The following is a 5,810-nucleotide window of genomic DNA, read 5'->3' on the forward strand; positions in this document are numbered from 1 at the left end:
CAACGCCCACTGCTCGTCCGTCAGCGCCATCCCGTTCTCCGCAAACAGAGAGAACGCGGGCATCGCACCCAGGATTCAGGCGCTAACAGGCCTTAAACGTATTCCAGATAGTTCTACAATCCGGTCCGTCAAACATTGGACGAGTGATCGGCACCGCTTGTCAAACGACATCGGAAACGCCCCCCCGCATTGGCTCACACTGATTGCTACCGGCCGGCGTCGTTGCCTCAGGATGTTGGTTACCGGGCAAGGAGCGCCGGGCCGGGAGGCGGCGGGTGGCGAGGCGGATCAGCATGGCGACACGGGGCGAGTTGCTGGAGGTGGTCCGGGGGCGGTACGGGACTGCGACGCGGGCTGAGCGCACGCGCATCCTCGACGAGTTCACAGCGGTGGCGGGCTACCACCGCAAGCACGCGATCCGGCTGCTGGGGGCAGCGGAGCGGCAGCAGGATGAGCAAGTAGAGCCCATACCACCCGGAAAAGGACGTGTCCGGACCTACGGCCCCGAGGTCCGGGAGGCGTTGATCCAGCTCTGGGAGGTGTCGGACCGGGTCTGCGGCAAGCGGCTGCGGCCCATGGTACCCGCGCTGCTGCCGGCGCTGGAGAGGCATGGGCGGCTGGATCTGGACGAGACGACGCGGGCCAAATTGCTGAAGGTGAGCGCGGCCAGCATCGACCGGCTGCTGACGGAGATCCGGGTGCTGGCTGGTAGCGGTAGGCGGCGACCGGCCGGGTTCGGCACGGCCGTGCGGCGGAGCGTGCCGGTGCGGACGTTCAACGACTGGAACGACCCGGCCCCGGGCTGGGTGGAGGCGGACTTCGTCACCCACGGTGGGACGTTGGTGGCCGGCGCCTACGTCCTGACCCTGGTGCTGACAGACGTGGCCACGGGCTGGACGGAGTGCATCCCGCTTGTGGTGAGGGAGGCGGAGATGGTGGTGCATGCGCTGGAACGGGCGAGGCAGTTGTTCCCCTTTCCGCTGCGCGGGATCGACTTTGACAACGATAGCCTCTTCATGAACGAGGCTGTGGTGGGCTGGTGCCGCGCGGCCGGTCTGGAGGTCACGCGCTCACGGGCCTATCGCAAGAACGACCAAGCCTGGGTCGAGCAGAAGAACGGCGCGATCGTGCGCCGGCTGATTGGCTATGGGCGGTTCGAGGGCGTGCTGGCGGGCGAGGCCCTGGCCCGGCTGTATGCGGCATCGCGTCAGCACGGCAACCTGTTCCAACCCTCATTCAAGTTGCGCGAAAAGCGGCGCGAGGGAGCGCGGGTGATCAAGCGCTACCACGCGCCCGAGCCGCCCGTCGCACGTACCCTGTCACACGGGGCGGTGTCGGAGGCCGACAAGGCGCGCCTGAGGGTTATGCTGGCGAACGCCGATCCGGTGCTGCTGCTGGCGGAGATACGGGCAGCACAGGCCCATCTCGGCAAGCGGGTGGACGAACGTGGTGCGGGTGCGGAGCGGATCGCCGACCCGGAGCCGGTGAACATCGAGCGGTTCGCGGCGAGCCTGAAGGTCGCCTGGTCGGTCGGGGAGCGACCCCCCACGCACCGGCGCCCGTACATCCGGCGAAAGCCACTGGTGCGGCCCTGGATCATGGACGGGGTGCGCGAGAGGATCACGGCATGGCTGGAGGTGCAGCCTGCCCTGTCGGCGGTCGCCATCCTGGCGCGGCTCCAGGAGATGGATCCCGGCCGGTTCCAGGCCAGGCACGAGCGGACAGTGCAGCGGTTCGTGAAGCTGCGCCGGGCGGCGATGGCGCGAGACGTCCTGTTCGGAGGCTCAAGCAGCCCGACCTGCCGGGAAAGCGACACGAGAGCGCTGGGTAACGTTCCGACTTGAGGCAACACGACCGGGCAGGTCACAGAGAAAGCGCCGCACAACGAGCCGCAGGCGGACACAGCGACCCGCCCACGGGAGATCGGCCGCCTGCCGAATGTAGCGGCTGTGAACACGCTCCGAGACGGTGCCGCACAGCGGACACGCCGCCGTCGCCGCCGCACCATGGGCCGCGACGACGATCGCGTCCTCGCCCTGGACGACGCCGTCCACCACTAGCCCGGTGGGCACCAACGACGCGACGCCGGTCCCAGACCGCATGGCCCGCCCTCCCATGTTTGCCACAGCAGGCCAGCAGCCAATTTCAGCGAAAGTGAGTCATACCAACCGCCTCAGAGTTTGACCTGTGCCCAGGAGCGGCGCGTGATGGTGGCGATCTGGTCTGGCGTGCGCATCAGCGTGGACCAGGCGTGGCAGCACGCGTCGACGATGGCGTCGTAGCTGTCCCAGACGCGATGACTGAGCAGGTTCTGGCGCAGGAACTCCCAGATGTTCTCCACCGGGTTCAACTCGGGCGCGTAGCGGGGCAGTGGGAGCAGGCTGATGTTCTCGGGCAGGTGCAGCCTGGGTGAGGTGTGCCAGCCCGCACCGTCGAGCACGAGGACGGCGTGAGCGCCCTTGCTCACGCAGCGGCTGATCTCGGCCAGGTGGATGTTCATGGCATGCACGTTGACCTCGGGCAGCACGACAGCGGCCCCGACGGCGCGCTCGGGGCAGACCGCGCCGAAGATCCAGGCCCAGGTATAGCGGTGGTCACGCACGGCTCGTGGACGTGTGCCTCGCTTGGCCCAGATCCGTGTCAGCGTACCCTGCTGACCCACGCGGGCCTCGTCCATGAACCAGACCTCGATCGGTGTGTCGGGTGCGACCTCGTGGACAACCTCCTTCACCCGATCAGTGAAGCCCCCCTAAAAGCCGCTTGCGCGGCAAGGTCGCTCTGCGGGTGCTGCGGTCGCACGGAAAGACGACGAAAGCGCAGCTTGGTCAGGAGCTTGCCGACCGTGCGCTCGTGCAGGCTGACCCGGAACTCGCTCTTGATCCGCTCTTGCAGGTCACGACAGCGCCAGCGCACGACCCCGTCGCGCTCCAGGTCCGGCCCGTCCTCGACCCAGCCGGCGACCAGGGCTTCCTGGTCGCTTGAGAGCCGTGGCGCCGGGCCCGGAGCACGGCGGTTCACCAGCCCGGCAAGCCCGGGTCGTGCCCCCGGTGATGGTGTAGGAGGCGGCCGCCCGGGTTAGGGCGGCCATCGCGGTGAACTTGGCTAGGGTTGGGTTGCGAGACGCAACACTGACCAGAGGACGCCACGATGACCGATGAGAGGATTGCCCTTCGGGAGCTGTTGGAGAAGGGCTCTGACGCGACGTTTTTGCGGGAGATGATCGGCTTTGCCGCCCATCGGCTGATGGAGCTGGATGCGGAGGGGGCCTGTGGTGCCGCCCATGGCGAGCGCAGCCCTGAGCGGGTGAACCAGCGGAACGGTTACCGCGAGCGGGACTGGCAGACCCGGGCCGGGACGGTGGAGCTCAGGATCCCGAAGCTCCGGCGCGGCTCCTACTTCCCGGCCTTCCTGGAGCCCCGCCGACTGGCGGAGAAGGCGCTCACGGCGGTGATCCAGGAGGCCTACGTGCAGGGCATCTCCACGCGCTCGGTGGACGAGCTGGTCCGGGCCATGGGGATGGAGGGCATCAGCAAGAGCCAGGTCTCTCGGCTCTGCGGCGAGATCGACAGCCGGGTGCAGGACTTCCTCGCTCGCCCCATTGAGGGTGACTGGCCCTACCTGTGGCTCGACGCCACCTACGTGAAGGTCAGGGAGGCGGGCCGGATCGTCTCGGTGGCCGTTACCATCGCGGTGGGGGTGAACAGCGACGGCCGCCGCGAGGTCCTCGGCATGGCGGTGGGCGCCTCCGAAGCAGAGACGTTCTGGACCGAGTTTCTCCGTGGCCTGGCCCGGCGCGGCCTGCGCGGCGTCAAGCTCGTCATCTCCGACGCCCACGAGGGCCTCAAGTCCGCGGCCGCCAAGGTGCTCAGGGCCACATGGCAGCGCTGCCGGGTTCATTTCGGCCGCAACGCCGCCGCCCATGCGGGCAAGACCCAGCGCCGCATCGTCTCCGCCTGGATCGGAACCGCCTATGCCCAAGAGGATGCCGCAGCAGCCCACGCCCAATGGCGCAACGTGGCCGACCAGCTCCGCCCCAAGGTCCCGAAGCTGGCCTCCCTGATGGATGCCGCCGAGGAGGACGTGCTGGCCTTCATGGACTTTCCCCGTGAACACAGGGCCAAGCTCCACAGCACAAACCCCATCGAGCGCCTCAACGGCGAGATCAAGCGCCGCACCGACGTAGTCGGCATCTTTCCCAACGAAGCGGCCGTCATCAGGCTCGTCGGCGCCCTGCTGCTCGAGCAGTCCGACGAGTGGGCCACCCAGCGCTCGCGCTACATGACGCTGGAGACCATCGGCGCCGTGAGCGATACTGCCTCCGTCAGCCTGCCCGCCGTGGCTGCCTGACACCGCGGCTCAGCCCGCTGAGGAGCACCGCTCCTACACCACCCCATGGGGCACGATCTGGAGCAGCGAGGCTGGTGATGACGGCACCCCTGTCGCAAGACCTGCGCAAGCGCCTGGTGCGGGCTGTTGAGGAGGGTGCCTCGGCCCGGGGGGCGGCGGCTCGGTTTGCCGTCAGTGCCTCGGCAGCGATCAAGCTGGTGCGGCGTGTCCGCCAGACCGGCAGCACGGCACCGGCCAAGATCGGCGGCTACCGCAAGCCGCTGCTGGCGGGGCAGGAGGAGTTCCTGCGGGAGCTGACGGCTAGCCGGAAGGGGATCACCCTGGCCGAGATCCGGGTGGCCCTGATCGAGCGCGGCGTGGCGCCTGTGTCGCTGATGACGATCTGGACCATGCTGAAGCGGCTCGACCAGTCACACAAAAAAAGTCGTTGAGGGCGTCCGAGCAGGACCGGCCCGACGTAGCGGCCGATCGCCGCCACTGGCGGGTCTGGCAGCGCTACATGGACCCCGAGCGCTTCGTCTTCCTCGATGAGACCGGTGCCGCCACGAACATGGTTCGCCGCTACGGCTGGGGTCCGAGGTGCGAGCGCCTCGTCGATGCCGCACCGCACGGCCACTGGCGCACCACCACCTTCATCGCGGGGCTGCGCAGCACCGGCCTCGTCGCGCCTCTCGTGCTGGACGGGCCTATGACCGGTGAGGCCTTCCTCGCCTACATCGGACAGTTCCTCGCCCCTACTCTCTCCAAGGGCGACGTGGTGGTCCTCGACAACCTCGCCGCTCACAAGGTCGCTGGTGTACGCGAGGCGATCCGCGCCACCGGCGCCAGCCTCCTCTACCTGCCGCCCTACTCGCCCGACCTGAACCCAATCGAGCAGGCCTTCGCCAAGCTGAAGGCGCTGCTCCGAAAGGCCGCGACCCGCACCAGAGAGGCGCTCTGGACCACCATCGGCCGCTTACTCGACACCTTCACCGCAACCGAGTGCCGAAACTACCTCGCCAACTCAGGCTATGCGTCCGAGTGAAGTGGAAAAGCTCTAGCGCTTCTGGCCGGCCTCTTTGCTGTCGATGTCGAGAGCGCCGTCCCGCGTACCTGACACCATGCCCGCGGTACGGCTGTCCTCGACCTCGACCTTGGTGCTGCGCACGGTGCCGTTGACCGTCTCGGCACGCTCGGAGGCCTCCTTACGGATCACCAACTCCTCGGTGACCCGGGCCTCCTTGGAAACGACCGCCTCCTCGGCATGCTCGGTGGCCTCTATAACGCGCTCGCGGAAGGCATCGTCAGCGTCGGTTAGCGGCCTGTCCACTGGACGGCGGGTCACGTCGACATGCTCCTCCCGAAGGGTCACCTGCTCGTTGACGGGTGTCTCGACGACGTAGGAGCGCACCCGCACCCGGCCGTGCTCGACTTCGCGCTTCCCGACCTGGATGTGCTCCTCAACGATCGGGATGCGCGCTTCG

At 68.1% G+C, this 5,810-nt stretch carries 5 protein-coding genes and 1 pseudogene; 3 read left to right on the forward strand and 3 right to left on the reverse strand.

Annotated features, from left to right (window positions below; translation table 11 throughout):
- Positions 1-293: 293 nt before the first annotated feature.
- Positions 294-1,844, forward strand: a complete 1,551-nt coding sequence (locus FHS87_RS22835; RefSeq protein WP_221300328.1) for an integrase catalytic domain-containing protein — start codon at positions 294-296, stop codon at positions 1,842-1,844.
- Here the strand turns inward: FHS87_RS22835 and FHS87_RS24730 are convergent.
- Both FHS87_RS24730 and FHS87_RS22845 read right to left on the reverse strand, forming a co-directional pair.
- On the reverse strand, positions 1,785-2,117 hold the full coding sequence (locus FHS87_RS24730) for a transposase family protein (protein WP_376766458.1): 333 nt from the start codon (positions 2,115-2,117) through the stop codon (positions 1,785-1,787). The genes FHS87_RS22835 and FHS87_RS24730 overlap by 60 nt on opposite strands.
- 56 nt (positions 2,118-2,173) lie before the next feature.
- Positions 2,174-3,033: pseudogene (locus tag FHS87_RS22845) on the reverse strand (IS630 family transposase); the annotation flags it as partial.
- 114 nt (positions 3,034-3,147) lie between these two features.
- Here FHS87_RS22845 and FHS87_RS22855 point away from each other — a divergent pair.
- Entirely contained in the window at positions 3,148-4,347 is a 1,200-nt protein-coding gene (locus FHS87_RS22855; protein WP_184522112.1) for an IS256 family transposase, read from the forward strand.
- Between the two features lie 77 nt (positions 4,348-4,424).
- Positions 4,425-5,371 (forward strand): IS630 family transposase gene (locus FHS87_RS22860; RefSeq protein WP_376766459.1). Its coding sequence is split into 2 segments (ribosomal slippage): positions 4,425-4,749 and positions 4,749-5,371, totalling 948 coding nucleotides; the frame shifts between segments, so codons are not numbered across the junction.
- 12 nt (positions 5,372-5,383) lie between these two features.
- Here the strand turns inward: FHS87_RS22860 and FHS87_RS22865 are convergent.
- On the reverse strand, positions 5,384-5,810 hold a 427-nt coding region (locus FHS87_RS22865), incomplete at its 5' end, for a YsnF/AvaK domain-containing protein (protein WP_184522119.1).

The organism is Muricoccus pecuniae (assembly GCF_014199205.1).
GTDB classification, from domain to species: Bacteria; Pseudomonadota; Alphaproteobacteria; order Acetobacterales; family Acetobacteraceae; genus Roseomonas; species Roseomonas pecuniae.

Coding starts and splice junctions, on each gene's coding strand:
- FHS87_RS22835 (WP_221300328.1), top strand. CDS start 294: ATGGCGACACGGGGCGAGTTGCTGGAGGTGGTCCGGGGGCGGTACGGG.
- FHS87_RS24730 (WP_376766458.1), bottom strand. CDS start 2,117: ATGGGAGGGCGGGCCATGCGGTCTGGGACCGGCGTCGCGTCGTTGGTG.
- FHS87_RS22855 (WP_184522112.1), top strand. CDS start 3,148: ATGACCGATGAGAGGATTGCCCTTCGGGAGCTGTTGGAGAAGGGCTCT.